Genomic DNA, 25547 nt, shown 5'->3' with positions numbered 1-25547 from the left:
CCACTTTAAATATAATCTTAATATGCCCTTTGCGTTTCCCTTTATCAGTGGGAGATATTCGAGCTTCCTATATAAAATTATTTTGCCGAGTGTAATACAATAATGAGAAATAAGTCGATTGGAGGTATATTTTGATAAACATACATAATCAGTCGGACACAGCGATCATTGTCGTTCATGAGATTTATGGGATTAACCGTCATATAAAAGATTTTTGTCAATCTTTATCAGAAAAAGGCTTTGATGTTATTTGTCCAAATTTATTAAAGCAAGATGGGCCTTTTAATTATTCTCAAGAAAAAGACGCTTATCGACATTTTATGGATAACATCGGTTTCGATTATGCTTCTAAAATAGTTAAAAGAGTATTATTGGAGATAAAAGACAAATATAAAAAAGTATTTATTATTGGATTCAGCGTTGGGGCATCTGTTGCTTGGTTATGTTGTGAGGATGAAGGTCTTGATGGAATTGTCGGATATTATGGATCGCGAATTAGAGATTTTATAGAAAAAAGGCCATTATGCCCGACATTGTTGTTCTTTGCAGAAGAGCCATCATTTAATGTTGAAGATCTTATTTTACGCTTAGAAGAAAAGAAGATTGATATATATAAATTTAATGGACAACATGGATTTAGTGATCCGTACTCCCCAAAATACAATGAAAAATCAGCACATGCAGCATTTAGCAAAACGATAGATTTTTTTACTACTTTTGCTTAGTTCATCACGGCAGATTTTATTATTTTTACATTAGCCTTTGCACATAGTTATTTGACCATCCAGAAAAAGCCAATATGCATACCCTATCCTTAACATGGGGTTTTTAAGATGAGGAGAGTATGCAAATGGACCATTATAGGTATACGATTTTAAGGAGACAAAGCCAGCCTTATCATAATCAATTTTCTGCACCACCATTACACTTACAGACCCTTAACCAAGAGAATGATTTTGAAAGTCCGGCAGGCTGGAGTGGTCAAGTTTATAAAGCAGGTTGGTTGAGTCCTGGAAGTCTAGCGGGCTTCGGCGGTCCGGGACATCCAGTTAATTGGGCCACAAATGGAAATCAAGCGAGTTTTAGTGCGCAAGGACATTCGGGGCCAGTAAATCAATCAGGTATGTATACCCAAGGGCATATGGGTGGTTGGGGAGTATATGGAAATCCAGTCAGCTGGAATCAGGGAGTTCCGATGGGCTGGGGGAATTTCATGGGGCAAGGCCGACCGGGGATGTTTGGAGGTTTACTCAAGGTGGGAAAAGGAGCATTAGGCGGGCTGGGGCTTCTTAATAATCTCATCAGTGTCGGAAGGATTTTCTTTTAGAATGTGAATAACCAAGGGTCTTCAATGTGGGAGACCCTTGGTTTTGCAGCCTAACTATTTTTATTTTTATTTTTTGCCAGTTTTGTTTTATCCAATGTTCCCGGAGGCTGTTCTAACCAGGCGTTTTGAATCATAATATCAGCACCATCTTTGGCAAATTGTCCAATTTCAAGTGACAGACGTTCGTAATTCATGACAAGATCACTTCGTTGGCTAACAGCTGCTGCTGTGGCATAATTCCCTATTCCTGCTGAAGTTAGTAATATCATATGGAACATCGTAAGCTTGTCTGAAAATGGCTGAATGATCGAATCAGTAATAAAATTATCTGATGAAATTGGCGGTTGCAAATCATTATCGATCAAAACCTGTGTGAATACACCAAGATGTTTTTGTGCTATATCTTTCCCTCGCAGCATCCATTTTTGAACATCTTTTCTTGGGGATATTTGGGCAAAACTTAAAGCAAGTTTCGTTCCAATTTGATTCGTTAACGTATTCATAAATACACTGGCGATTTCAATCGCATTTAACGGTCTCTTATCACTGAACGGATTTAAACCACTTAAATACTTTTTGCTATCTACAAAATCCGTTTCAGTTGGATAGGATATAAAAGGAGCCCGAACAAATACACCTTTTGAAAGGGCTACATCTGTACTCTTGTCATAAAGGTTTGCTGTCGCCGCAAGTGCTTCCATGAAATAGGCTCTCGTATCCTTTCTAGAACTCATCGCAACAAAGCCGCTATAGCCAAGCATTCCTGCCTTTGCCATATGATTTGCATACATAAGCATAAATACGTCGGTATATAAACGCGGTGCATTCACATTCACATCTTCGCTTGTAAATCCTGTAGGGAGTGGCAGCTGCTCCTTTTGAAAAAGATGAGTGAGCTTTTCAATATGGGTAGCCGCAATATCATAAGCCATTTGCAGAATTGGACGGATTTCCTCATCCTCAACAACCTTTAAGAAATAACCAACAACGCATTTTGCCATACTATCGTTCATATAGTCAGTCCAAATTGAAGCTATTTCAGCAGAAGTTAAATTTATATGGTTTTCGGCCATAATTAGTTACCCCCAAAGATTAAATACACCCCTTATTATACTTTGTAAATAACTGTATATTATACAGGAGCTAAGCTCAAAGAGAGTTATTTTTTATCATTTTCTTCAATTGTAGTAACTTCACTTATTCTTTACTAATTCGTCATTGTCATCTGATTGTGGAGGCTCCTCCATCCAACCGTGTTTAATCATGATTTTAGCTCCATCTTCGGCATACAGTGAGATTTCCGGAATTAACGACGCATATTTTAACCCTAAATCTCTTCTTGAACTTGCTGCTAGTGCCATGCCAAAGTTTCCAATTCCCGCGGCAATCATGGCTGTAATATGATACATCATTAATTTATCCGAAAATACATTTGCTGTTGAATCTGAAACAGCCGAATCCCAACCCATAGGAGCAGGAAGATCTTCCTTTATTAAAATATTGCTAAATGTCTCTACAAATTTTTGAGAAAGATCTTTCCCCTTTAAAAAATACTTTTTTACTTCTTCATTTTGAGCAGTCTGAGCAAATCCTGTTATTAAAGCTTTTCCAATGGAATTTGTTTGAGTATTTAAAAATAAATGAGTGATCTCCACTGAGGTAATTGAACGTTTTTTTCCAAAAAAACCAGCTAAGAAATGTTGCTTTTCCACGAAATCGATCCTTTCAGGAGTCGAGATATAAGGGGGTCTTATATAAGTCCCTTGCTTTAACATTAAATCGCGTGTTCTATCCTGCAATTCAACCGCCTTCTTTAGTACGCGTTTATGAAAATCAACCACATCCGGCCGTGCAGCTAATCCAAGTGCGGAGCTATTAGTCACCATTGCGAGAATAGACAATTGACGTAAATACATTAAGAAAAATGTATCGGAAAAAAGCCTTGGAGCTTGCGGGTTTACATCTTGTTCCGTGAATCCAACAGGTATGGGAAAATCCTCTTTTTTAAATAATTTTTGTGCGATAGAAATATTTTCTTTAGCTGTATCCAGCGTCCATTCAACAATAGGACGTACTTCCTCATCTTCAACTTTTTCTAAAAAATATCTGTTCACACAAACTGCCAATGTATCGTCAATGTACTGCAGCCATAAACTAGACATTTCCGCAGCAGTTAATGGGATATTTGTTTTATCCTCCATTAAGAAAACCTCCTATGTCATACATTATGGAATAATATTTCCCTAAATGGAGAAAAGTATAAATGAACAAAATGTAACTTTTTTATAGGAAAGTGCCCGAAACGGTAATCATGAGCCTTTCATGGAACGTGTTTTCATAGGAGAATGCCGAAAACAGTTGTCATGGACACTTCATGGAGCGTGTTTTCCTGGAAGAGTACTCGAAATGGTTGTTATGAAGCCTTCATGGAGCGTGTTTCCTTAGGAGAGTACAAGAAACGGTCATCATAAACCTTTCATAGAACGCGTTTCTTGGGAAAGTGCAAGAAACGGTTGTCATGAACCTTTCATGGAACGCGTTTTCTTGAAAAGTGCAAGAAACGGTTGTCATGAACGCTTTATGAATCGCATTTTCTTAGAAATGGGTAATAAGCTGCTGTATTACTTTGCACTGCCTGTAGAGGATATATTTATAGGCTTTATCAAGCGCCCGATAGTTGAATACTAAAGAGAAACAGGAACTATCTCCATGACAGTTCCTGTTGTTGTTTAGATATTTATCCGTCTTACCCTATTTATCTTGATGTTTTTCAAGCATTTCCTTTAAGTATTCTTCCGATTTTCCTTTTGGAATGCTTAGACTTTTCCAGTTGTTGTCCTTTAATTGTTTGCCAATATAAACAATTTGCCCGACATGATATGCGTAATGTGCCATTTGCCTTTCAATTGCCTCTATGACCATATGATTTTCTCCACGAATGGAAATATTTTTTAATAAATCTTGCTCACTTAAACCAGTTAATGTTGCAATCAGGACTTTCCAGCCTTTTTCCCAAACCATCATTAATTCAGATTTCGAAGATAAATCGTCTACAAATTCTTCCTCTCGATTTCTTTATTCTTTTTCCCCATCTGATGTTAAAAAGTCAGTCCACCTTGAAACCATATTTCCGCTTAAATGCTTTACTATTATGGCAACACTATTAGACTCGTTATTATAAGTCCAATGTAATTCCTTTTCCGATAACTGATTGATTGCCTTATCTCCAAGGCTTTTAACACTATTAAATCTTTCAATTATATTTCTTAAATATTCGTTTCCGATGTTCATAATAATCCCCTCCAAAAAATGAAAATACCCTTTTAGATTCCTGCCATCCAAGCTGCATTGTTAGCACAATAAGCGACTGTTTTTATTGAACAACCGGACCCTGTTAGCTAAATTAGGTGTGTATTAATATGGCAATTCATTAAATTTTATTGGAGTTATTACTTCATTTTCCCAGTCACTTCTAATCATTGCAAAACAAATAGAGTCTGAAACACTACCATCTTTATTCTCCCATGCATGTCTTAAATATCCTTCTTTAACAAACCCACAGTTATAAAGTGTTTTTCTCATAGCTAAATTATCACTTCGAGTATGTGCCTCAATTCGTATTTTTTTATCTGGTAAATTAAAAATATAATCCGTAATCCATTTGACAGCTTTTGTACCAAAACCTTTCTCTCTAACATTATCTGCTATACGAATGTCAAATAAGGGGATTGTGTCATTGATATCATGAATAATAATTAATCCCATTTTTTCATTTATATTTTCTATCCAAAAAGTCTCCCTATCTTCCTGGTACCAACCTTTATGGTATGCCTTAACAATTTGTTCTTCCGTAGGTTTTGGGTCTGAGTGATAATCCCATGAATTATTTGTCATAAATGAAACTAATTCAGATATTTCACTTTCAAATTTTCTGAATCTAAGTTCGTTCATATTTCCACCTTCTCCCCCTATATTAAGAAAAATTGTTCTATAAACTGCACCGTTCGCTTAATAAAAATGATCGATGCTGAGATCCAAGTCTTAAACTTTTGCATCTGTTTGTTCAATAATTCATCTCTCACTTTTCATCGGGCTTTGCCCTTCCAATGATTCTCCAACTCTTCAAAAATAATTTCTATGGCTTTCAGTTTAAAATTCATCCGAATAACCTAACACTTTCCCTTGTATCCTTTCCATCGGCAGCAAACCGAAATCTTTGCTATCTGTCCCCCGCCACCAGTGGTCAACCAAAACAAAGACCGTTTCTTCATCAACTTTTATAGGTTCCAAATTGAAATTAAAGTAACTCTTAACCCAAGCTAAATCATTAACATGACTCAAATCAGCTTGATCTAAATACTCCTCTTCTTCCATTCCCCTTATAGTAGCCACTCCATAAAATGTATCCAATTTCTTATGATCAATATAAACGTGACCATCCTTGATTTCAATTGTCTCACCGGGTAAACCTACAACTCTTCCTAAATAATTTTTTGGAATCTCTGGGTTCTTTTTAATTGCCGTTTCGAACATCTTATAATAAACAACATCTCCTCGTTCAAGTGGAGCAGATTTTGGATCTATTACCAATTCGCCATGAGTCCCGGTATCAAAATCATGGTTCCCTCTATCCATTGCGTCAGAAAGCCATTCAACTAAGAAGTGATGGTCCATTGGTGTTACCTTTCTCATTTCAGGGGAAGTAATGTCATCAGTTATTGTACTAACCTCCTTGTCACAGCCCACTAACAAAAGACCGAACAGAATAACGATTAGCTTCCTCAAATCATCATCTCCTTTTTACACATTATACCAGCATTCACTTTCATTACTTTACAAAAAAACCCATTTCCTTGACTTAAAAAGAAAAAGCATTATCGCTGTTTCAGCTAACAGGTTCTCTTTTGAAGTGCCAAGAGTGAAAAAATTGATTAAATAAATTTTTACATAGCTTGGTAATTCGCCATGTATTTTACTGACGGTATTGGAAGGAAAAATGGAATAGGTGTGAATTTTAATAGGCGGAGAATTTCCGGCTAATGTATATTTTTTGACTTAAAAGACAGATATAAGCGGAGGAATTCCGGTTAACAAGTCAAATTAAGTCAAAATCCAACGATTTGGAACAAATAAACGGAAAAGCTCCCCCTATTTTTAGAGAAATATGTGTATTTCCCAACTTTAGCGGAATTATTCCGTCTATTTTTCACAAGGGGAATGATAATTTCCGTTTATGTCAGAAAGAGGATATCTATTCGCAAGGATATTTACTATATAATTTATCAAAACACTGATTCAACAAAAAAGGGTGAAAATTAAATGTGATTTCGCACCCTTTTGCAATGGAATTTACTGCTTTGCACCTATATTGTGAACCCGTTACGTTTCAGTAATACCCCCTTTGTTCTATGCTTCTATTTACATGTATTAATTTTGCCTGATAATATACTTGGCCCCAGCTTTTTGGTAGTTGAATTAGAAAGTCTTATCTGTACTTCGACATTTTCCACTTTTGCTGTAATGTCATCAATTCTTCCAGCCCAAGTTGGACCATCTATTTCTGGAGTGGGGTAAAGCCTGAAACGCCAGCTGATTTCATTAGGGATAAAGGCAAATCCTTCATAACTATCGTAATTGCCATAGGTGGCTGGTTTCGGAAGGTGCACTCCGAGAATACTTATATTCGTTCGTGCAAAACTTTGAGGGATCAACTGGACTTTATAAATCAACGCTGATCCCTTTGCATTGGTAAGTTTTTTATCAACGGGCTCCAATACCATGCTGCAAGGCATTGTTGTTGCCTTTGACTGTGAAGGATAAATAACCAAAATCGAGATCATACATATGGCCAAAACAAACTGTTTCATTACGCACCTCTTAGAATCGTTTTGGTTAATTTACCCTTATGATGGTTGAATTATAGGTTGAATTAATTCCAATTAGGTTGTTTACGCATCAAACTCCATTTTCTTTTTCTGCCTAATAAAACCAAGATATCTTGTACCCTGAAAGGCAAGCTCTCCGGTATCACCTTCAACAAGCATCCCATATTCGGAGCCCTCAACTTCTAACTCAAACCGATCTCCGCTTTCAACCTCAAAAGTAACAAAATAATCATTATGAGCTCTATTCTCTCCTCCGCCACGAATCGCCGTCCTTTTTGTCACCACTTTCGCGTTGACGTTGAGCTTTGGGGAGTTATTATTTTTATTCCATTGAGAAAATCCTTTAAATATTGTAAATAGGATTGTAGCGATGACGATGACAAAGATAATTCCAATAAATATAGGAGCGAAAGTAAACATGAAATCCCCACCGTGAAGCATCTAATCCCTCCTATACCAGTTAATTAGTTTTTTTCTTTAAATAGACAATTCAAAAAGATCCTTATATATAAAAGACGAAAATTGATATTATATTGTTTCGCGTTTTAAATTCTTTATCATGTGAAGATGCCTTTTTACTTTTTGGGTAATTGAACAGGCTTCACTTTATTTTTCGATATGAACTATTGAGCAACTATTTATATCGATACTCCTTATCATTTCCAGTTTTCCCTTCTGTAATATCGTCAAATGGAGTATAGTTATTGCTTGGTAATTTCCGTTTTCTAATGATTTTAATAATCATTAAGACAACAGCAACCACGATGATTGCCGAAAAAATATAAGCCATGCAGCATACTCCTCTCCATAAATAGAATCTATTTATTTCGTCTATTCGTAAGCCTTTATCCCTTAAAAAATCGTCCCCTTAAATTTCTCTGGCTTTTTCACATAGCTTTCTATAATGAATCCACAGTCCGTACAAAGAATGTATTCAATATTCGAGCCTAGGCTCATCTTATTTTCAGGTTGCATAACCGCATAGCCAGAGTGTTTACCTTTTCCCAATTCTTTTCCGCCACATTTTGGACATTCCTTTGCTCTCACAGAATAATTCATTTGAAATCCTCCCCTTTTTTTAACCATTTAAACCATCTGCCATGACCATCTGTTTTGGCGATTGTTTCATTACTTTCCATACCATTCTCAAAAAAATCCAGATGTAAATATTGGTCTTGAATATTATTATAGATATGAAATACATCTCGTTCCCTGCCAATGGCTTCAATTGTTTTAAGAAGGTATTTTCTTGCTTCAATTGGCATTTGGAAATTAAGAAGGAAAGTATTCCATAGGCTCTTTGCAATGGCTATAACCATTTTTCCTATAATAATTTATGCTGTCATCACTCGGCCAAACAATGATAAACTCATACTGCTCTTTATTGGCCCATTCATTTATAGCAGTTAGCAGATGACTGCCGATCCCCTTGTTTCTATAATCACTAACTGTATACATATTAGTCATAAAGGCAAAAGGTCTTGTAATCCTCCCAGGACGGGGCACTTTTTGTATTAATTCAATATAGATGTGAGAAACAAATCTGCCTTCTTCCTCTGCGACCCAAATAAACCACTGCTCACTATTAATCGCATTTTCCAAAAAATCCCAGAACTCAATTTCGAACTTTTGTACTTGTTCTCTCCACATCCAGCCGCTCACGCCGCCGCATGTAAAAAAAGCATCAGTGGGGCCTTTTTATCACCATATTCTTGATAAAATAAAGTCATCCTTATCACCCAATTGTTTAGGAATCTTTAACATCTGTGAAAATTTTAAAAGCCCCAATTGCCAATACTAAAGGCATTATTACCATTGAAAGTTTGAGAAAGGGAATATCTAAGATGAAGCTTAATAGAATGATAGGCAGTCCAATCATAACAGTCATTGATGCGAATTTAGTATATCGGATAGCTTCTTCAGATATCTCTGGTTCTTCTTTATACATCCACCTTTTCCCGAATAACATACTTTCCTCTGGATCCAAATAGGACCAAATTAACAAGCCATAAAAGGGAATCATACAAATAATTAATAATATTATTTCAGCCATAAAGTCTCCCATTCACAATTATTCATGAGTTTTCCTGAGCACTTAAAAAATTGCGCCTACAGCTTTTCTAATCATTTTTTCCTCATCTCTTTCTAACTCTTCTACAAAATTCTCTCTTCTCTTTTCCCAAGTAATATAGAGAGCACGAGAAAAATATATGAAAAGGACAACAGAATCAATTCCAAGAAACCTAAACCAAACAGCAATGAATGATTCTCATCCGCTTCGATTCCAGAATCAAACATATATTTTCCAATTAACAAATAGCTGCCGACAGACATTAAGAGAAACAGCATCCCGACCCAATTAAATTTAAATTTTACGATAGTATGAATTAGGACGAAGAAATAAACCGAACCGACAATCAATAAAAATATAAAAATATATAGTGGTTCATAAACTGACACGTGTTCAACTCCCTCGTTGACTTTTCATTTAATGAAGTGGAAATTCTGTATTTCTTATTTTTTCCTCAGTTTACTAATTTGATATACCAAGTAAATGTTAAAGAAGAATGAAGCTATGAGAAATGCAACCAATGCATATTCACTTGCATCTGCAGCAATAAATAATAACGGGACAAGCGCGACAATCAGGGCATACATAATACCATTGAACAATACATATCTTCCTTTCACACCATATTGGCGGCTGCTTTGCAATTTCCTCATCTGCACTAAAAAAAGCAAAGCTCCTCACATCTCCATCAAAAAGTCCCCTACCCCTATTTTATCCTAAACTGGATAATACAAGGAACTGTTTTACATACAACTTCATACTGGACCAAATCCTAAGTAAACAAATCACATTATTGTTTACCTTATAACAAACAACAATTTAATGCGGCCGTTTAATTTCCATTGACGTTAATTAAACTTTACATTACTATGTTTGTTATGGGACAAACAATATTATAAATCGTTTAACAAAACCACTATCTGGATGTGATTTTTAAATGGAACTATCTGATTTCTTTTGGAATGCCTCTTTAGATGAGCTTAAACGAGGATATATTGAAGAAAAGGATTTCTTTACATGCTTGCTTTGCGGGGAAAAGATTGAAAAAGGAATAGTTTATTCTCATGATGATACGCTTTACGAAGCGGAAAGATTCATGAGAGTTCATATTAAGCTTACCCACCAATCTGTATTTGACTATTTAATCGGAATGGATAAGAAGCTTACCGGTCTCACTGATCATCAGAATGAGCTCCTTCAACTTTTTCATCAGGGAAAAAGCGATAAAGAGGTTCAGCAAGAAATGGGCATTGGCAGCACCTCAACCATTAGGCACCACCGGTTTGCATTAAAGGAAAAGGAGCGGCAAGCGAAGGTATTTTTGACAATGATGGAACTGTTAAAAGACAAGGATCAGCATGCTCCAGCCTTTATTGCCCCTCATAAAACTGCGAAAATGGTGGATGAACGATATGCCATCACGAAAGAGGAACGGGAAAAAGTCATTTTGAAGTACTTTACAGAAGAACCAAATAGAAGCTTAAAGAAATTCCCGCCAAAGGAAAAGCAGCGTCTAATTGTCCTTAGGGAAATTGCAGCGCTGATCGAGGGCGAGCGAATTTATGATGAAAAGGAATTAAATCAAATGTTGAACGCTATTTATGAGGATCATGTCATGATCAGAAGATATTTAATAGAATATGGATTTTTAGACAGAAAGCCAGATGGAAGTCAATATTGGCTAAAAAAATAATAATGAAAGTGAGATAAAAACATGGACAGAAAAAAAGAATTAAAACAGCAATATAAAGAAATCCCCATTGAAGCGGGTGTCTATCAAATTAAAAACATCAAGAATCAAAAGATGCTTGTCAGTAGTACAAGAAATTTTAAAACGTTAAATGGGGAAAAATTCATGCTTGAATCAGGGAACCACACGAACAAAGCACTTCAGGAAGAATGGAACCAACTTGGAAAAGAGGCATTTATTATTGAAACATTGGAGGTTCTTAAAAAGAAAAACACCCCTTATTTCAATGAAAAAGAGGCATTAGCTGAACTTGAGGAAAAATGGTAGATAAACTTCAGCCCTATGGGGAACGGGGATATAATTTTAAAAAATAAAATGGAATTTTTTGTGAAGTTAATAAAATTTTAGTTAAAAATTAACTTGTTGGACAGGTTTTGATGAAATACAGGGAACCTGTCCAGTAAACTCACTTTATTGGACAAGTTCTATCAAAATACAGAAAACCTGTCCAGTAAACTCGCTATATTGGACAGCTTCCATCAAAATACTGAAAACCTGTCCACTATGTTCAACTAACCAACAACAAAAAAAAAGCCCCACAAGATGACTCACTCATCTTGCAGTGCTCCCCATTAATTCTCTTCAATTTCCTTACGGTTTTTCCTAAAAATCTTAGATAACACTTCGTATACGATTGGAACAACAATTAAGGTTAATAGCGTGGAGCTGATTAAACCGCCGATTACCGTTATGGCAAGGCCTTTCGAAATCAAGCCGCCTCCGCCTGCACCGAATGCTAATGGCACCATGGCACCAATCGTTGCGATGGCTGTCATAAGAATCGGACGCAGACGTGTGGCACCAGCCTCTAGCACCGCATCACGCATAACCATCCCCGTGCGCTCCATCCGAATGATTCGGTCTACGAGTACGATTGCGTTCGTTACAACAATACCAATTAGCATTAACAGCCCCATCATGACGGATACAGAAATGGTTTCACCTGCAATCAATAATCCCACAAATGAGCCGATAACTGTAAATGGCAATGAGAAAAGAATCGCAAAAGGCGCAAGTCCTTCACCGAATGTTACGACTAGAACAAAGTACACAATGGCAATCGCCGCAAGCATGGCTATACCAAGCTGTGTAAATGTTTCCTGCATATCTGCAGCAACCCCTGCAACGTCAACAGTTACTCCTTTAGGCAGATCTAATTTATCAATCGTCTTATCAGCTCCCGCTGTTGCTTTGGAAATATCTTCACCGATGATGGTACCTGACACACTCGCATGGTATTCACCCTTACTGCGCGCAAGCGTATTTAATGTTGTGCCTTTCTCAACAGTCACCAGTTCAGAAAGCGGCATGGTCGTACCGAATGGTGTCGGTACTTCTTTTTCCAAAATATCATCAATTGATTTTGGCTGTGCTGATTGTTCCTGCTGAACAATTACATTTAGGTCGTTTCCTTCTTTTTCAATCGTTGTTAACACATTCTTCGTTTTTTCTGGACTTAACATCATAACAATTTGCCCTGTTGTTAATCCATACGTTAATAATTCATCCTGTGCCACTTTGAAGGTGTATTCAACGTACGCATCCTCTGTACTAGAGGAAACATCCTTTAACCCTCTATTTTCCTTTAATGCATCTTCAACTATTTTCACAGATTTATTGAGTTTATCTAAATCTTCACTGTAAAATGTATAGCTCACTTCATTTGAAGCCATGGACATTGAAGAGAAGTTCTGGCTCTTCCATTCGCCTGATTGTCCAATGTCCTTTACATACTTTTCTATTTCTTCGCGTGCTTCAGGGAAGTTTTTCATTTCCGGATCAAAGATTAAGTACATTAACCCGCCATTTCCTCCGCCACCCATCATGGCAGCTTGCCGGTCGCCGCTTTCTGTAACGGAAACTTGAACGATATCAATATCATCATGTTCAAGCATTTTTTCTTCTACTACCTTAATATTTTCTAAAGTATCCTCAGGCAGCTCTCCAGCTTTAGGCGTGTATGTTAAGTACATTACCTTATCCTCTTCACTGCCCATAAAACTAAAGCCAATCAATGGTGTCAACGCCAGACTGCCTGCTAATAAAACAACGGCAAGAATGGAAGTAATCACCTTATGATTAAGTGTTTTTTCAAGGAATCCTTTGTACCATTTAGATAATCTGCCAGCTTCTTTATGTCTGCTTTCCGTCTTTTCACTATATAACTTCTTCTTGAATAAAGAATGAGATAGTGAAGGAACGATTGTAATCGCAACTATTAATGAGGCTGCGAGAGCAAATGACATGGTTAATGCAAATGGCATGAACAGCTCGCCCACCATCCCGCCAACGAAAATAAGCGGCGCAAATACTGCAACGGTTACGATCGTTGAAGACATAATAGGTCTGAACATTTCAATGGTTGATTCACGAATGAGTGCACGCCCTGTTAGTTGTTCACCTTTTAAATGCAGGCGGCGATATATATTTTCAACGACAACGATGGAGTCATCGATTACACGGCCAATCGCAACAGTAATCGCCCCAAGCGTCATAATATTTAACGTAATATCCATCCAATTTAAGATTAACATAGCCATTAAAATCGAAACCGGAATAGATATAATCGAAATAATGGTCGATTTGAAATCTCTTAAGAAAAGGAGAATAATTAATACCGCAATCAAACCGCCAAATAACGCTTTTTCAATCATTGTAGCGACAGAATCTTCAATTGGCTTTCCTTGGTCAAGCGTCACATTGATAACGATTCCATCAATTCTCTTCTTTTCATCTTCAATTAATTTCTTCACACTGTTAACAACATCTACTGTGTTAGCCTGTTGGCTTTTGACAATTTGAATAGCAATCGCATCTTTTCCATTTGTGCGGGAAACGGATTGAACCTTTCCTACTACTTGAATGGTTGCGATATCGCTAAGCTTTACGAATGGTAAAGGCTGTGCAGCCGATGGCGTGACAGGAATGAGCATTTCCTTTAATTCGTCAACAGTCGTGAACTTGCCGTCTATTGCTACTGCCTGCTCGCCTTCTTCAAATTCATAAAGTCCTAAAGAAACGCCAAGATTGCTTGCCTGAATCATTTGCTTGACGGAATCTTCCGTTAATCCGAGCTCAGTCATTTTCGCCTTGTCATAAGTAAGGTCAACTTCTTCTATATGCTGCCCTGTAATTGTGGCAGAGGCAACACCATCGATTTTATCGATTTTTGGGAGTAAAACTTCCTCCACAGTTGACGTTAATTCAACAATGTCCTCTTTCGTGCTGCTTACACTTAATGCTACAACAGGCATCATGTTCATACTAATTGCCGTAATCGTTGGCTTCTGGGCGCCTTCAGGCAATTTGACTGCATCAATCGCAGAATCCAATGCCCGCTTCGCTTCATCCATATCAATGCCATATTCATATTCCACTTGAATATTAGCTACATTCGAATACGAATTAGAATTAACGGATTTCACGTGTTCCAAGCCCTCAACCGCTTTTTCTAGAGGGATCGACACATCGTTCATTACTTGCTCGGGAGTTGCCCCAGGATATACGTCCATCACCATTAGAAATGGAATGGAAATATCCGGAATCATCTCCATTTTCATACGTGTTCCTGAATAAATTCCGGAAACGGTTATAATAATGGTCAGCAGCCAAACTGCTAGTTTATTCTTCAAAACAAAGTTTACTAAGCCTTTCACATCTCCACCTGCCCTTAATTGACTAATCAGTCTCATTTCCTTATAATAATGACCGATAAGTCATTTGTCAACGAAAGTCCTAGGAGTGGATGTTAAGAAATGATGAAGAAACAGTTAATTATGGAGAAAGCACTAGAGCTTTTTGCCACTCAAGGATTCGATGCCACAACCGTTCAACAAATTACAGATTATTGCGGCATCTCTAAAGGTGCTTTCTATTTGTCATTCAAATCAAAGGATGAATTAATCATAGCAATCATTGATCATTTTATGATGCGATTCACAGCCGATATTGACCATGTAGTCAGAAGTACAAATGATAATCTTTTATATGAGTTTTATCATGCAACCTTTCGCTCTTTCCACGAGCATTTTGCTTTTGCTAAAATCCTCATGAAAGAGCAGTCCCATTCGTTTAATAAAGACTTCTTTTTAAAAATGCGTTATTACGACACGCTAATTAACAGAACCATATTAATGCTCATTGAACGTTTATACGGCAAATCAATCGAACCGATAAAATATGATTTAATTTTTAGCATCAAAGGATTTATGCATACTTTTTCACAGCTTTTTCTTTTCAGCAGCTCACCGCAAGACTTGCATCTTCTTTCTCAATCGCTTGTGGAAAAAACAAACCTTTTGGCAAAACAAGTAACGATCCCATTTATATCGAAAGATCTGTTTGAAATTCTTAAGCAGCCAATAAATGAAGAAATAACAAAGGAACAATTGATTGGCATGGTGGAAGAGAAATTAGCGGATATCGAAGAGCCCATTGCAAAGGAGTCATTAATACTCTTAAAACAACAGCTTCTGGACCCGACTTTAAGTCCAGCGATTGTAAAAGGCCTTCTCGAAAATATTAGGAATCATCCGGAGTGTAAGTGGATTTCTTATTTGCTGAGGAATTATTTTGAGTTTTAGAGTGATAGACTCTTTTTCGGTTATAGTAAAAGACCGAATTTCGATTAACTAACAGCCTATTAACTCAATCTTCGATCATGAACGGACAGAGAATCCGTTATATCAAAAAAACACGTCAATTTATGTTAATTTCGGACACAGGTTCCGCTAATTGCTCTAAAACGTACAAAAGTGAGGCTAATTAAGGGCATGAACGGAACCATAGTCCGTAATCTACTAAAATATTGCTTATTTACATGAATAACAGAACCATAGTCCGTAGGTTGTTAACCATCATCAAACCGATAATCTAGTAATGCAAGAGCTACTGAAAACACTTATCCAGCAACCCTTCATTCTTTCTTATCCTAGAATTTGAATAACAACACAACTTAAGTACTTATACTTTTTGAAGTAAGTTCAATGTTCAACGAATTCGAAGAACGCATATTAAATAGCAAGAATATTACTCCACCTGCAATAGGCATGACATAGGAAGGAATAATATTTAATAAGACTCCTGATGATACCATTGCTAATGGAAGCATCATTTTTCCAATACTAAGGACAATGCTTAGCACTCTTCCTCTATACTCATCTGGGATTTCTTTTTGCAAAACATAAGACAGAGGAATATCAATAAGAGCTATGATCACTCCAAAAAAGAACATGACAACAGAGTAAAAACAGGCATAAACAATGGAATTCACTTGTAGGCTTTTGAGCATGACTGGGATTCCTGAGATGATCATAAAAATTGATAAGGAAAAACATAATTTTTTCAAAAGAACGGAATAAGAAATCCTTTCCGTAATTTTTTTTACCAATAAAGCCCCTAAGATCATTCCCACTGGGAAGGCTCCTTGGATGATGCCAAACTCCTTTGGGCTTAGCTGTAGTACTGTATTAATGATATATGGTAATGGTATGGTCACAGCAAAACCAAGAAAGAAATTGATTGAAATTAATATAATAGCCAAACCTTTAATTCCCTTTCTTTCGAATAAATAGTAAATTCCATCCTTTATATCCCTAATAAAATGAATTTTACCACCTGAATGACCTTCATGTGATTGGTGATTTATAAGTTTGAAATCAATAAACAACATTGATAATCCAGAAAGGATAAAAGAAACTCCATTAATGATAATAAAAGTTCTGATATCAAATATTACAAACACAATTCCCCCTAACATAGGGCCTAGTATAGAAGAGATCGAATCAATTATTTTACTAATGGAGTTGATATTCATCAACCTTTTTTCAGACACGAGGTTTGGCTTAGCTGCTTCTATTCCTATTCCAAAGAAGGTTGTGAATCCTGACATAAGAAAGGTTGTGATATAAATGATGAGCAAGTTTAATTCATATTTACTGCATAATATATAAACAGAAACTAACAAGAGTCCGTTTAGCAGATCCATTAAACCAACTAGCGTCTTTTTATTGAACTTATCCACGAGTACTCCTGCAAATGGATTGACAATAATCATCGGAATAATCCCTAATATTAATGTAACTGCAAAACTTAACGCCGACCCCGTCAGCTTTAATACGTATAATCCTAATGCAAAATTAAAAATGGCTGTTCCAAATATCGAAATCGTCTTTCCTGTAGAATAGAGAAGTATGTTCCTTATTTCTTTCTGATCATTTTCACCACTAATACTTAATGTTTGCATATCCAATCCACCTCGCCAAAACCATTTTTATTAAGTTTAAGCTGTTGTGTAAAGCCAACATCAATAGGTAAATTCAATGAATTTATTAGGAGAAAATAAAAAAGATAGGGCTAACCCTACCTTTTACCAAAAAATGAATAATAAAATATCTTTTCCCCTTGGACAAAGAAATTTTCGTACCTCCCGCCTCTATCTATATATTCGGAAGTACTTTCAGCAAGGGGAATATACATTAAACTTTCAATATTTCCCTTAATTTTGCTAGCAATAAAATTGTCTCTGAATCTAGTTTCAATTTTGCTTTTTGTGCTGAAATTTTTAAAAGCAATATAGGATCCCAATAGATAACAATCGGGTTTAAGAAGTGGCACCAATTCACTCAGCAAAAACTTCTCATGTTCAAAGCTGTAATTACTGGTACCCGCTTTATCGATCACCACATCGATGGAGTGTTCCTTTATCGGTATGTCTAGAAAGTCAGCGCAAATAAAGAGAATGTTTCTTCTGAGACTCGTTCGCTCCAATACACTTTTTAAAAAACGGTGCCGCTCCAAGCTGCGATCAACAGCAATATATAGACAATCTTCCGGCAATTCTGTATAAATATTTCGCAGAAAAAAACCAACGCCTGATCCTAACTCAAGTAACACTTTACCGCTTAAATCTAACTGTTCAAGTTTCCTCTTTGACCATTCTCCCCCTTTAAAGATATTTTCCAAATAAGCTGGATCGGTTTCATGAATGTATTCTAGAATATATTCTTCAAGTGGATGTCCAGCATTCGAGTTGAGCGCCATACCTACGTTTAAAATTCCTGATTCAATAAGATATTCTTCGCCACAATCGCAAGCTAGCTTCCCTTCCATAATCTGATTTCGATTAATGATACCATCTTGAAGAATGAGCTTTTCACTACATTTTAAGCATTTCAGCATATCGAGAACTTTTAAATCAATCCCCATCATTGAGCTTGAACCTTCAGATTTGGTTGATAGATCATCCATTTTTGTCTTGAGCTTGTCTTTAATTTCTACTAAATTTTTTATTTCCTGTTCAATCTTCTCATATTTATCTATAAATAAAGATTGATAATATGTATCTTTTTCATAATCTGTAAATTTGCCAAAATTCCCGTAAAGAAAAATCACTTTAATCTCGTTTAAACTAAATCCCATTCCTTTAAATTCCAAAATGAGCTCTAAATCGCTTTGACAGCGCTCGTCAAAAAAATAATGGCCACCCTTTTTTTCAGGCACGATTAACCCTAGATCCATATAATGCCTAATTGTATCAATACTCAATTTATTTTTTTCTCCAAATTTGCCGATTCTCACGATATCACTGCCAGTCAAATTATTTATTCATAAGTACTTTCTTATTTCAGAAAGACCTTGGAAATTTAGGCACTATCTTCATTTATGCCTTAGACCCAAAATCAATCCCCGACTTGATAAAAGGAATGGCTAATTTGATAAATTCTTCAGGTGGCGTCTCCTGACCGCTTCTTCTCCATTCTAAAGATGCTCCGTAAAGCCCCCAGCTTAACATGGCAGAAGTAATCTTTAAAGGCTGCTCATCTTCACTTGAATATTGTTTTTGCAGCATTTTGTAAAAAATGATTTCAAGCTGCTCCCTAATGATACGGGCAATGGTATCTTCGTATCCCCTATGACATCGATTGGATAAAGACTTTTGAAAATCCGTGATCGCTATAAAAATACTAACAACCGATTCTTCATTGAGTTCGTTTTTCTCGAACATATTGCCTTTCAAATTTATCAACAGTACTTCTGACAGTACTTTTTCCAATAAATCATATATATCTTCAAAATGGTAATAGAAAGTGGCCCGATTGATCATGGCCTCTGTTGTAATATCCTTAACGGTAATGTCCTTGAATTCCTTTTTACCTGAAAGTTCCATAAAGGAATCCATGATTAATTTACGTGTACGTAGAATTCGGGGATCCGTTTTTGGTTGAGTCATCTACATTTCCCTCCTACTTTTTAAACAATTTATTCAATGTGTTGGATAAACGACAAATACAACGAACTATTGGTATGGATGGTTTTCATTATGTACTAAAATGCAATTATAAAGCAAATAAGAAGCTTCATTTTCGAACAATGTAAATATTAAATGAAACGGAGGAAATAGTTATGTCGAACAACAATCAAAATATGATTTGTGATTTAGAAACAGGTGTATGCGGAGCAGCAGGAGAGGAGGAAATGGAGATGATTGATTTTAATCAGCCAAAAAAATCAGTTAATCTTTATTATGTGACTGATCCTATTTGTTCTCATTGCTGGGCCATTGAACCTACTCTTCGCCGTTTTGTTGAGCAGTATGGAGACTATTTTAATTTTCATACGGTTATGGGCGGCTTGCTGGAAAAATGGCATGACGGACCAATCGATCCTGCAAACGGAATTTATAAACCAGCCGATGTTGCTGGTCACTGGAGAGAGGTTGGAGAATATTCAAGAATGCCTATTGACGGCTCTTTAATGATTGATAATCCTGTTCAATCATCATTCCCGCCCTCTCGTGTATTCAAAGTGATTCAAAAAAATCATAGTGATACTTTAGCATTTGAATATTTACGCCGTGCAAGAGAAGCACTTTTCGTATTTAATCAAAATATTTCAGATACAACTGTTATGATCGAAGTCGTAAATAAACTTGGTCTAAATGGAGAAGCCATTGTAAAGGAAGCAGAACAACCAATCGGACACCAATTATTGAATGAAGATTTTGCTCTGACTAGAAGCTTAGGTGCCAGAGGTTTTCCTACCATTATTATGATCAATGAAGAAAATAAAGGCGTAAAAATTGTTGGCGGCCGTCCGTTTGAATACTATGTTGACGGATTGAAACGTGCTCTAAATGTGGAAGATCTGCAGCCAAAACAACATATGCCCCTGTCTAGCTTACTGGAGAAGGAAAAACTTCTATTTTCAAAAGAAATTGAAGTGATGTACGATGTTGAGAAATCGGCGATTAACACTTTTATTGAAAAAGAACTTTCGCCAGGAAGTTTTCAGGTGAAGGAAATTTTAGGGGAATTGTATGTTACAACAAAATAACATGGACATTAACCAAGAGAAAAGGAGTAGCTTATTTGCTGCTCCTTTCCTAAAAAACATCCTAATTCCCTTGTTTTTTCACTAACCCGATGAACCCATGCAGTGTTCTCACAAATTCATTTGCCTTTTTAAAATAGATGACACTTATTGTGCAGTTAATCCGCCGTCGATTACGAACTCAGAACCCGTTGAATAGCTAGATTCATCAGAAGCTAAATAAAGAACAAGGTTCGATACTTCTTCAGGTTTTGCTACTCTTCTTACTGGAATATGTTTTGAAAACTCTTTAATTACCTCTGCGGCATCTCCTTGAGTTACCATCGGTGTTTCAATAACACCTGGATGCACAGAATTTACTCGAATGCCTAAATGCCCTAACTGCAACGCAGCGGCTTTTGTTATACCACGAACTGCAAATTTTGTATCAGTGTAACCAACTGCACCGCCTACTAATCCGTTTATTGAAGAAATATTAACGATTGAACCCTTCCCTGCTTTTGTCATCGAAGGAACTACGGCTTTCATCCCTAGAAATACAGAAACCTGATTAATATCTACAATTTTTCGATAATCACTTTCTGTCATTTCCATTAGTGATTTATTCATACTAATCCCTGCATTGTTTACTAAAATATCAATAGCTCCAAATCCTTTTTCTGTCTCTTCGACAACATTTTGCCAGTCAGATTCATTTGTTACATCTTGTTTAACAAATTTAACATTTTCTCCGAGTTCAGTTTCTAATGCACATCCTAGTTTTTCATTAATATCCGTAAAAACTACCTTTGCGCCTTCTTCTACGAAGAGTTTAACGTGAGAAGAACCCATTCCTTGTGCTCCGCCTGTAACAATTGCAACTTTTCCATCTAATCTTTTCATTGAAGAATCCCCCTTAATTTTAATTTTATTTAATTCCATAAACCAGCTATTACAATGGCTGTGATCACGATGGCCAAATAGGCTAATCTCCAACCTTGGTTTGCTATTATATTTCCGACAATTCATCATTACTTCATCATTTCTCTAAAATCTGGGATAGTTGGGTTACTTAAATAATGTCCGCCTTCAACTTGTATTGTTTGTCCTGTTATGAACTTCGACTCATCCGAAGCTAAAAATAATACCGTGTTACCAATATCATCTGGCTCTCCATGATAAGGGAGCTGGTTGTATTTTCCAAAAACATCTAATAATTTTTGAGACATATTATTTTTTGCTGCAGGTGTTAAAATAAGACCAGGTGCAACAGCATTACAGCGTATATTTTGTTTTCCATATTGCGTTGCAATATACTTGGTTAAATTTACTACTCCAGCTTTCGAAGCACCATACGCAGCACGTATTGAGTCCCCTGCGAAACCAGCCATGGAAGCTGTATTGATAATGGAACCTCCACCATTTTCTATCATATAAGGAATCGTAAATCTACTTCCTAGTAATACACTTTTTAAATTTACATTCATCACTCGATCCCATTCCTCAAGATCGATATTAACAACATCTAAGTCTTTCTTTAGATTTGTTGAACCAACATTATTAAATAAAACTGTTATTTTTCCATAATGTTTAACAGTAAATTCAACCGCTTCTTTAATAGATTCTTCCTTTCCTGCATCGAGGAAAATACCTACTGCTTCTCCGCCGTTTGCCTGAATATCTTCTGCTGCTTTTTTCGCCCCATCGAAATTGTAATCTGCTACGACTACTTTTGCCCCTTCTTTCGCTAAAAGTTGTGCCGATGAAAGTCCAATACCCGAAGCGCCCCCTGTTACTAACGCGACCTTCCCTATTACTCTATCCATACACAATTACCCCTTTTTGTCATTGCTTTGGAACTATTAATTAATTAAAACAAGTCTATTATAGGTGGGACTTTTTTTAAAAAACCCCACCTATTCATTTAACTTACAATTTGTAAAACAAATAGGTTAATTCGTTATTATCGTAGTTTCGTGGAACCACCATCAACCATGATAGTTTGTCCAGTAATATAATCAGAGTCGCTACTTGATAAGAAAACTGCCACTCTTCCAATATCCCCTTCAGGATCCCCCATCCTTCTAAGTGGAATATTATTTATCATTGCTTCATATAATTCAGGTGCACTTTTGCTCCACTGTTCGACACCAGAGGTTAGTGCGATTGGGGAGATAATATTTACATTAATTCCTTCAGGGCCCCACTCATTGGATGCAACACGTGATATTGCTCTGATTGCTTCTTTTGCTGCCGCATAGGAGGTTTGAGTTGGTTGACCGTTAAGTCCTGCACCAGAAGCAAAGTTTATCACTTTTCCTTTTGTTTTCTTTAGTTCAGGATAAGCTGCTTGCATGAAGTAGAAAGTTGGATAAAAACCAGTTCCAAACGATAAATCAAAAAGCTCTTGTGTTGTTTCTGCAAATAGTGCTTGTTTGGAAGCGTGTGCATTGTTAATTAAAATATCTAACTTACCAAATTTATTTACTACATCCCTTACAATTTCTTCTACATTTTCTTTTATTGAAATATCTTTAATAAACAGCATGCCTTCGTTATATTGATTAATTTCTGCTAATGTTTTTTGACCCATTTCTTCGTTGATATCAACTATTACAACATGTGCCCCTTCTTTCGCTAAGGCGAGAGCCATACCCCTTCCAATTCCTGAAGCACTCCCAGTGATAATCGCTACTTTTCCTTCTAATTTCATATTGATGCACCCCTTTTTTGTTTTGCTTTTTTCCAAATAATCTAGTCACCTAAAATTATTACTTTATTTAAAACTATTCATATATTAAATATTTAGATGTCTAACTATTAATAACTAAATGTTACTAAACTGTGACAACAAACGCAATAAAAACGCATTAATTTGTTACATTAATAAAAAAAGGTTGCTTTCCACACTAGCACTGGTATGAAGCATATTATCATTTTTGCAGATTTCCAGCCTAATAATGGTATAATATGAAAAAGTGATCCCCAGCTTTAATTTGCGGGGATTCTATTTTCGAAAGTGGGGAATATTTGGTGTCTGAGGAAACGATTTTTGAAATCATACATAATATGGATAAAGTAACAAATGACCTTATTATCCGGTGGAATAAGGGTTTCAATAAGGACTTGGGAGTATCACATGTTTTAGTCCTTGGTCATTTAAGGGTAAATGGAAAAAGTCGCCCTTCTGATATAGCAAAGGCACTCGGCTTAACACCACCAACAGTTACCCACCTAATGGAAAAATTAGTAAAGAGGCAGTTAGTTACCCGCTCAACTGATGAAACTGACCGCCGCATCATTTATTTGGAAATTACGAATGCTGGAGAAATGATTCTAAAAGAGGCTAATGAATCAGGGCAAATATTAAGGAAGAAGCTATTTGAAAAGCTTACGGATGAGGAAAGACAACAAATGTTGCACATCTACCGAAAACTAAATAAATAGTGATGTAAAAGAAGTGCGCTTAGTAACTTCTTTTTTATTGATAGGGTGGATTCTAACTATGGTGTATCTTGTCATAGAGAAGTTGGGTGAAGATGCTGTTTCCTTGAGGAACTATGTTTAGAGAATTTTTGAACAAAATAATTATTTGCCTCTTAAATAACCACGGTGAACGGTACCATAAGTAAATGATGCTTTTTATTTAATAATCTAGGCAAATATCGTTTTTCATATAAAGATAAATATATATCATACCATAAGGTCAATATTCTTCGATGTGAAGATATTGACCTTTTTAGGAGGACCATTTTTCAAGGCTCTGTTAAATCTTAATGTGGATAATTAGATAAAAATAATTACCTCATCTTGTTCAAAGTAAGCTATCTTTACTTTAAGTGTATTCTTCAAATACTTGTCTGCATACAAATATTTATTCACTCATATATTATATCAATGTATAAAAAGCACCACTCACGAAAGAAGTTTAGACAAATAGGGGGGATAAAATTTTGAATAAACAGGAAGAGTATTCTAAAGGCACCGCCAAAACCAAGAATGATATAAATATTAATAATAACTTTAGTCTATCTATTCATTTCGGTGATTCACTAAACTTATTTGCCTTAATTATAGGTTTCTTTTTCATTAATAGGGTTTCTAAACAATACAAAATAAATAAGAAATTGCAAAAAGAGAGTAGAGAAAAGAATGATTAATGGAGTTTGAATAACCTCCATAGAATTCCCTCCCTGTATAAAAAGTATTATAGCTAAGTGATTTCTACAAAAAAGAGCGTTAATCCTTCTTGGATCAACACCCTGATGCAAAGTTAACATCTTACATATTTGCGTTTGAAACCAAGCCTGCCCTTATCAACTTCTTTTTGAATACTTTCGGATGCGTTTAGGAAGCTGCTTTTTTTATTATCCCGTTTGACTTCTACTACCCCTACGTCCTTTGCTGTCTTCACTGCCTTTTCATGAAGCGGCAAATAGGAAATCCCCACGGTATATAGAAAATTATTCATTGCGGATTTCGTTCGTTCTGGCGAATCATGTATCGTATTTTTCACCATATCAAGCATATTGGAAATCTTGCTTTCGGAAAACTCAACGTCTTTTCGATTCCCTAAAAGCCAGCAGTAGCAACTCCAGCCCGCTGACATTTTTAGCTCGTCCCCACTTGCGATCCATTTATCAGCAACGTCTTGTGCAATATCTGATTCTGATAAAGTGACTGCCACTACATAATCGGACAGCATATAAAAATACGATGCATCAATCCAACGATCATAATCTGACTCGGTCATGCCTTTTGGGTCTGCAATAATGCCAGCAAAGTACATGGCATCGTAGTTACCTGTCGCAAAAAGCTCTTCAGCTAGAGGTTGATTTATTTTTATTTTCTTAGAGATTGGTTTCATAGCACCTGTAGCCACGCCAAAAAGCGGCTCATGCGCACCATTGGATATGTATATTTTCTTCGTTCGTTCCTTGCCGAGGGCTTCAAGCTCCTGCATAACCGTTTCAAAATCCATAGCTCTACACTTCCTTTCTTTATCTTAAAACTCATTCCATCGTAATTAACTAGTTTATAATCTTTTTCGAGTCTTCCATACTTCTCAATTCTACCATTAATCGTATTCAAGTATACTGCTTCATTCCTTCAAAAAGAAAACGTGCTATTCCTTCTTGAAGGATGCACCCGTTACCCCTTGTTATTTAACTTTCATTTTCAATAAGAAGCGCTTGAATAGCACGG

28 protein-coding genes and 2 pseudogenes are annotated in these 25547 nt (G+C 36.2%); 8 read left to right on the top strand and 22 right to left on the bottom strand.

Annotated features, from left to right (window positions below):
* The first annotated feature begins 131 nt into the window (after positions 1 to 131).
* Both AR328_RS12510 and AR328_RS12505 read left to right on the top strand, forming a co-directional pair.
* Positions 132 to 725: a dienelactone hydrolase family protein gene (locus tag AR328_RS12510; RefSeq protein WP_066295335.1), complete on the top strand. Its 594-nt coding sequence runs from the start codon at positions 132 to 134 to the stop codon at positions 723 to 725.
* A 125-nt stretch (positions 726 to 850) separates the two neighbouring features.
* Positions 851 to 1327: a hypothetical protein gene (locus tag AR328_RS12505; RefSeq protein ID WP_066295334.1), complete on the top strand. Its 477-nt coding sequence runs from the start codon at positions 851 to 853 to the stop codon at positions 1325 to 1327.
* 50 nt (positions 1328 to 1377) lie between these two features.
* Here the strand turns inward: AR328_RS12505 and AR328_RS12500 are convergent, their stop codons facing one another.
* The 14 genes and pseudogenes from AR328_RS12500 to AR328_RS12440 form a co-directional block, all read right to left on the bottom strand.
* Complete coding sequence (locus AR328_RS12500; protein ID WP_066295333.1) at positions 1378 to 2400, bottom strand: DUF3231 family protein; 1023 nt, start codon at positions 2398 to 2400, stop codon at positions 1378 to 1380.
* 120 nt (positions 2401 to 2520) lie between these two features.
* Positions 2521 to 3528 (bottom strand): DUF3231 family protein, encoded by a 1008-nt coding sequence (locus AR328_RS12495; RefSeq protein WP_066295332.1) that lies wholly within the window; start codon positions 3526 to 3528, stop codon positions 2521 to 2523.
* A 550-nt stretch (positions 3529 to 4078) separates the two neighbouring features.
* A pseudogene (locus AR328_RS12490) lies at positions 4079 to 4618 on the bottom strand (DUF1572 family protein).
* 123 nt (positions 4619 to 4741) lie between these two features.
* The gene (locus tag AR328_RS12485; protein ID WP_066295331.1) at positions 4742 to 5278 is read right to left on the bottom strand and encodes a GNAT family N-acetyltransferase; all 537 of its coding nucleotides are present in this window, start codon (positions 5276 to 5278) and stop codon (positions 4742 to 4744) included.
* Between the two features lie 198 nt (positions 5279 to 5476).
* The gene (gene lepB / locus AR328_RS12480) at positions 5477 to 6112 is read right to left on the bottom strand and encodes a signal peptidase I (protein ID WP_066295330.1); all 636 of its coding nucleotides are present in this window, start codon (positions 6110 to 6112) and stop codon (positions 5477 to 5479) included.
* A 629-nt stretch (positions 6113 to 6741) separates the two neighbouring features.
* Positions 6742 to 7194 carry a hypothetical protein gene (locus AR328_RS12475; RefSeq protein ID WP_066295329.1) on the bottom strand — a complete coding sequence of 151 codons (453 nt, stop codon included), beginning with the start codon at positions 7192 to 7194 and terminating at the stop codon, positions 6742 to 6744.
* A gap of 81 nt (positions 7195 to 7275) precedes the next feature.
* Positions 7276 to 7653 (bottom strand): DUF2500 domain-containing protein, encoded by a 378-nt coding sequence (locus AR328_RS12470; RefSeq protein ID WP_066295328.1) that lies wholly within the window; start codon positions 7651 to 7653, stop codon positions 7276 to 7278.
* Positions 7654 to 7846: 193 nt separating this feature from the next.
* Positions 7847 to 8002, bottom strand: coding sequence for a hypothetical protein (locus tag AR328_RS22555; protein WP_156422691.1), 156 nt, complete (start codon positions 8000 to 8002; stop codon positions 7847 to 7849).
* Between the two features lie 62 nt (positions 8003 to 8064).
* Positions 8065 to 8271, bottom strand: coding sequence for a transcription initiation factor TFIIIB (locus tag AR328_RS12465; RefSeq protein ID WP_066295327.1), 207 nt, complete (start codon positions 8269 to 8271; stop codon positions 8065 to 8067).
* Positions 8268 to 8477 (bottom strand): DUF2332 family protein, encoded by a 210-nt coding sequence (locus tag AR328_RS12460; RefSeq protein ID WP_066295326.1) that lies wholly within the window; start codon positions 8475 to 8477, stop codon positions 8268 to 8270. Before AR328_RS12460 ends, AR328_RS12465 begins: the two co-directional genes overlap by 4 nt.
* 7 nt (positions 8478 to 8484) lie before the next feature.
* Entirely contained in the window at positions 8485 to 8862 is a 378-nt protein-coding gene (locus AR328_RS12455) for a GNAT family N-acetyltransferase (protein WP_066295325.1), read from the bottom strand.
* A gap of 97 nt (positions 8863 to 8959) precedes the next feature.
* Positions 8960 to 9265, bottom strand: a complete 306-nt coding sequence (locus tag AR328_RS22825; RefSeq protein WP_191969303.1) for a hypothetical protein — start codon at positions 9263 to 9265, stop codon at positions 8960 to 8962.
* Between the two features lie 101 nt (positions 9266 to 9366).
* Positions 9367 to 9672 (bottom strand): hypothetical protein, encoded by a 306-nt coding sequence (locus tag AR328_RS12445; protein WP_066295324.1) that lies wholly within the window; start codon positions 9670 to 9672, stop codon positions 9367 to 9369.
* 54 nt (positions 9673 to 9726) lie between these two features.
* A complete protein-coding gene (locus AR328_RS12440; protein WP_066295323.1) occupies positions 9727 to 9954 on the bottom strand; it encodes a hypothetical protein in 228 nt (75 codons plus the stop codon).
* Between the two features lie 266 nt (positions 9955 to 10220).
* Between AR328_RS12440 and AR328_RS12435 the strand changes: the two genes are divergently transcribed.
* Entirely contained in the window at positions 10221 to 10976 is a 756-nt protein-coding gene (locus AR328_RS12435; protein ID WP_066295322.1) for a DUF2087 domain-containing protein, read from the top strand.
* Between the two features lie 21 nt (positions 10977 to 10997).
* A pseudogene (locus AR328_RS12430) lies at positions 10998 to 11347 on the top strand (GIY-YIG nuclease family protein).
* A 258-nt stretch (positions 11348 to 11605) separates the two neighbouring features.
* On the opposite strand, the gene AR328_RS12425 reads toward AR328_RS12430, so the two are convergent.
* Complete coding sequence (locus AR328_RS12425) at positions 11606 to 14689, bottom strand: efflux RND transporter permease subunit (RefSeq protein WP_066295321.1); 3084 nt, start codon at positions 14687 to 14689, stop codon at positions 11606 to 11608.
* Between the two features lie 99 nt (positions 14690 to 14788).
* On the opposite strand from AR328_RS12425, the gene AR328_RS12420 reads away from it, so the two are divergent.
* Positions 14789 to 15616: a TetR/AcrR family transcriptional regulator gene (locus AR328_RS12420; protein ID WP_066295320.1), complete on the top strand. Its 828-nt coding sequence runs from the start codon at positions 14789 to 14791 to the stop codon at positions 15614 to 15616.
* A 371-nt stretch (positions 15617 to 15987) separates the two neighbouring features.
* On the opposite strand, the gene AR328_RS12415 is transcribed toward AR328_RS12420, so the two are convergent.
* From AR328_RS12415 to AR328_RS12405, 3 genes are all read right to left on the bottom strand, one after another.
* Positions 15988 to 17277 (bottom strand): MFS transporter, encoded by a 1290-nt coding sequence (locus AR328_RS12415; protein WP_066295319.1) that lies wholly within the window; start codon positions 17275 to 17277, stop codon positions 15988 to 15990.
* A gap of 116 nt (positions 17278 to 17393) precedes the next feature.
* A complete protein-coding gene (locus AR328_RS12410) occupies positions 17394 to 18611 on the bottom strand; it encodes a MerR family transcriptional regulator (protein WP_066295882.1) in 1218 nt (405 codons plus the stop codon).
* An 82-nt stretch (positions 18612 to 18693) separates the two neighbouring features.
* Complete coding sequence (locus tag AR328_RS12405; protein WP_066295318.1) at positions 18694 to 19263, bottom strand: TetR/AcrR family transcriptional regulator; 570 nt, start codon at positions 19261 to 19263, stop codon at positions 18694 to 18696.
* Positions 19264 to 19436: 173 nt separating this feature from the next.
* On the opposite strand from AR328_RS12405, the gene AR328_RS12400 reads away from it, so the two are divergent.
* Positions 19437 to 20366 (top strand): DsbA family protein, encoded by a 930-nt coding sequence (locus AR328_RS12400; RefSeq protein WP_066295317.1) that lies wholly within the window; start codon positions 19437 to 19439, stop codon positions 20364 to 20366.
* A 144-nt stretch (positions 20367 to 20510) separates the two neighbouring features.
* On the opposite strand, the gene AR328_RS12395 is transcribed toward AR328_RS12400, so the two are convergent.
* The 3 genes from AR328_RS12395 to AR328_RS12385 all read right to left on the bottom strand — a co-directional run bounded on the left by AR328_RS12395 (position 20511) and on the right by AR328_RS12385 (position 23055).
* On the bottom strand, positions 20511 to 21245 hold the full coding sequence (locus AR328_RS12395) for a glucose 1-dehydrogenase (protein ID WP_066295316.1): 735 nt from the start codon (positions 21243 to 21245) through the stop codon (positions 20511 to 20513).
* Between the two features lie 128 nt (positions 21246 to 21373).
* Positions 21374 to 22168 (bottom strand): SDR family NAD(P)-dependent oxidoreductase, encoded by a 795-nt coding sequence (locus tag AR328_RS12390; RefSeq protein WP_066295315.1) that lies wholly within the window; start codon positions 22166 to 22168, stop codon positions 21374 to 21376.
* A gap of 137 nt (positions 22169 to 22305) precedes the next feature.
* Entirely contained in the window at positions 22306 to 23055 is a 750-nt protein-coding gene (locus AR328_RS12385; RefSeq protein WP_066295314.1) for an SDR family NAD(P)-dependent oxidoreductase, read from the bottom strand.
* Positions 23056 to 23375: 320 nt separating this feature from the next.
* Here AR328_RS12385 and AR328_RS12380 point away from each other — a divergent pair, with 320 nt between their 5' ends.
* Complete coding sequence (locus AR328_RS12380; RefSeq protein ID WP_066295313.1) at positions 23376 to 23789, top strand: MarR family winged helix-turn-helix transcriptional regulator; 414 nt, start codon at positions 23376 to 23378, stop codon at positions 23787 to 23789.
* Between the two features lie 506 nt (positions 23790 to 24295).
* Positions 24296 to 24502 carry a hypothetical protein gene (locus AR328_RS12375; RefSeq protein ID WP_066295312.1) on the top strand — a complete coding sequence of 69 codons (207 nt, stop codon included), beginning with the start codon at positions 24296 to 24298 and terminating at the stop codon, positions 24500 to 24502.
* A 113-nt stretch (positions 24503 to 24615) separates the two neighbouring features.
* Here the strand turns inward: AR328_RS12375 and AR328_RS12370 are convergent, their stop codons facing one another.
* Complete coding sequence (locus AR328_RS12370) at positions 24616 to 25323, bottom strand: DNA alkylation repair protein (protein ID WP_066295311.1); 708 nt, start codon at positions 25321 to 25323, stop codon at positions 24616 to 24618.
* Positions 25324 to 25547: the final 224 nt, after the last annotated feature.

Origin of the sequence: Bacillus sp. FJAT-29937, assembly GCF_001509555.1 — a bacterium.
Taxonomy (GTDB): Bacteria; Bacillota; Bacilli; order Bacillales; family Cytobacillaceae; genus Cytobacillus.
Note: the sequence above shows the minus strand (reverse complement) of the source record. Positions and strands in the feature narration are given on the sequence as shown.